The 2,887-nt window shown below is 60.9% G+C and carries 2 protein-coding genes and 1 CRISPR repeat array; both genes read right to left on the minus strand.

The genetic code is table 11. The annotated features are described in order from the left end of the window. Window positions 1–129: 129 nt before the first annotated feature. Window positions 130–1,188: direct repeats of the CRISPR family, unit length 33 nt; unit sequence GTTTCTATCCGCGCGCCCCGTGCGGGGCGCGAC. A 189-nt stretch (window positions 1,189–1,377) separates the two neighbouring features. Continuing rightward, window positions 1,378–1,668, minus strand: coding sequence for a CRISPR-associated endonuclease Cas2 (cas2, locus tag BDK63_RS18170; protein ID WP_183334543.1), 291 nt, complete (start codon window positions 1,666–1,668; stop codon window positions 1,378–1,380). Window positions 1,669–1,692: 24 nt separating this feature from the next. Then, a complete protein-coding gene (gene cas1c / locus BDK63_RS18175) occupies window positions 1,693–2,733 on the minus strand; it encodes a type I-C CRISPR-associated endonuclease Cas1c (protein ID WP_183334545.1) in 1,041 nt (346 codons plus the stop codon). Between the last annotated feature and the right edge of the window lie 154 nt (window positions 2,734–2,887).

Genomic DNA, 2,887 nt, shown 5'->3' on the forward strand with positions numbered 1-2,887 from the left:
GCTCCACTCGACCCTTGGCTACCACGCGCCGAGGGAGATCGAGAAAATCGCGGAAGCAGCTTAATAAAAGTGTCCGCTACGACTTGACCAGAACACCTGCCGGCCGGCGGCGGTGCGCTCGTAGAGGTGGTTTCTATCCGCGCGCCCCGTGCGGGGCGCGACCTGTTGCCGACCATGCGGGTTTGGGCGGTGACGGTGTTTCTATCCGCGCGCCCCGTGCGGGGCGCGACGTCGGAATATCTGTCTGATTGTTTTTGTTATCTGGTTTCTATCCGCGCGCCCCGTGCGGGGCGCGACTGATACGCCACCTTGCGCACCCCTTGGCTTCCGATGTTTCTATCCGCGCGCCCCGTGCGGGGCGCGACGTGCAGTAGCCGAAGGGCACCACTATCTCGCCCAGTTTCTATCCGCGCGCCCCGTGCGGGGCGCGACGGTTCTGAGGGCGCTGATATGGATTTTGTGGCGATGTTTCTATCCGCGCGCCCCGTGCGGGGCGCGACTTTCTGCGTGTGGCCGGCAAGTTGGCGTAGTCGTTTGTTTCTATCCGCGCGCCCCGTGCGGGGCGCGACGTCTTGTGTGGTCATTTTTTCCACCCCGCTGCCTGAGTTTCTATCCGCGCGCCCCGTGCGGGGCGCGACGTGTGCCAGACTCGTCTAGCAGGCCATCGATCTCGGGGTTTCTATCCGCGCGCCCCGTGCGGGGCGCGACGTGCCAATGGCGCCGCTGGCGATATCCTTTTGCGAGTTTCTATCCGCGCGCCCCGTGCGGGGCGCGACATGTCCTGCACCGCGTCGTCAGCCATGCGGGTGATGTTTCTATCCGCGCGCCCCGTGCGGGGCGCGACCAGGGCTTGAGGGGTGGATAGGGTGCGCCATCCGAGTTTCTATCCGCGCGCCCCGTGCGGGGCGCGACCGGGGCGGTCCGCCGCCCCTGTTCTCAGGAGACAAGTTTCTATCCGCGCGCCCCGTGCGGGGCGCGACTCCACGTCGATTTTCTGCAACTCGCCATCAACAACCTGTTTCTATCCGCGCGCCCCGTGCGGGGCGCGACGCGCCGGGCGCAGCGCACGACCAATAGCCTGCAAGTGTTTCTATCCGCGCGCCCCGTGCGGGGCGCGACAGTTGTCAGGGTCTTGAGGATGCGAAACGCCACGCGGTTTCTATCCGCGCGCCCCGTGCGGGGCGCGACTGCCCCTTTATAACGCATTGAAAATGCCGATCAAAATGGGCGGCATCCAGTGATACCTCCGCTTTTTCTCTGGAGCAGCACTGATTGGCGCGCCGAAATCGACAAAAAGTATTTAATATCATGATTTTAAAGAACTGCGAACCCGCCGGGGAAAAGCCGGACACTTGGTGTTCGCGAAAAAGTGTGGAATCAGAAAACGAGAGGACCTTTTAGATCGAGTGATGGCTTGGCACCGATATGTTCAATGCGGTTCTTCCAATTGCGACCCAAAAAATAGAAGCGCAGGCTGTCGACCTCCTCGTCGATTAGGTCGATCAACCGCTGCCGCAGGCGCACCCATTGGTCGGGATCGACCTCAATCTCGAATACCGAGAACTGCACACGCTGCCCGACATCACGGCAGGCTTTCGCGACGCGACGCAGCCGACCCTCGCCACCTTCAGATGAGGTGCTGACATCGTAGCTGACCAAGACCATCATCGCTGTACTCTCCTGACCGACAGGTCATTTCCACAGGAACGGGGGATAGGAATCCAGATCACCGCGCAGATGGCGCGCCAGTAATTGCGCCTGCAAGATCGGCAACATGCCAATTGGCGCCTTCTCACCGACAAAGATATGGTTGAGCTCCTCACGCTTCCGCTCCTGATAGGCAGTCAGCACCGTCTTGCGCGCATCGTCGGTCAGTACCACACCGCCACTTTCTGCAACGGTGAAGTCCTTCTCCCGCAGCTGCCGACGATTAACCAATGACAGTGCCATGCGGTCTCCCAGCAGCGGCCTGAACTCCTCGGCAAGGTCGAGTGCCAGGCTGGGTCGCCCGGGACGGTCCCGATGCAAAAAACCCACCGCAGGGTCCAGTCCCACGGTTTCCAGCGCCGAACGGCAATCGTGAGTCAGTAGGGTATAGAGAAACGACAGCAACGCATTGATACGGTCGCGAGGTGGGCGACGATTGCGCCCGGTGAAGCGGAAGGCCTCGCCGTCATGACGGACCAGAGTATCGAAGACGCTGAAGTAAACCTGCGCGGCTTCACCCTCCAGGCCACGTAATCCATTCGTAGTCGGTTCATGCAGCAGGTCTCGTGCGATTCTTCCCAGACGAGTAAGCGCCTTTTCCAACCCTTCGCGCTTGGACGGGTCCAGCTTACTGCCATAGTCACGCAACCCCCTGGAGATTACCGCTCGCTGATTGTGCACCTTGCCTATCAAGACACCACGGACAACAGCGGCACAGCCACTTTCATCATCGCTGGTGCGGTACTGTGTACGCCTTAGCAGCACGTTGCCGGATACCGGACCTTCGATACGCGCGAGGAACTTACCATTGGGTGACAAGTGGGTAATGGTGACCCCTTGTTCGGCACAGAAGCCCATCAGCGGTGGCGATACCAGCACCCTACCGAAGCACACCAGCGATTCCAGCATATGGATGGGCAGCCGTGCCCGCTCCTTGCCTTCGACACTCATGACCACGTTGGCGCCATCCTTCTTGAGCCAGGCACCTTCGGTGGTGATATAAAGCGTGTTGAGCTGACGGCGCATGTGCTTCACTCATCCAAAGACTGCAGTTGACGCGCCAACCAGCGACTCGCCGAGCGCTTCCCCCCACTGTCAAGCTAGTTGGAGCCTCAGCGGCTGTTAGACTCTGAACGATGTGGGGCGTGACGAGGTTCCGATGAAGTACTCCGACGAGCGC

The sequence above is a fragment of the Halomonas campaniensis genome (assembly GCF_014193375.1).
In the GTDB taxonomy this organism is placed as follows: domain Bacteria; phylum Pseudomonadota; class Gammaproteobacteria; order Pseudomonadales; family Halomonadaceae; genus Halomonas; species Halomonas campaniensis.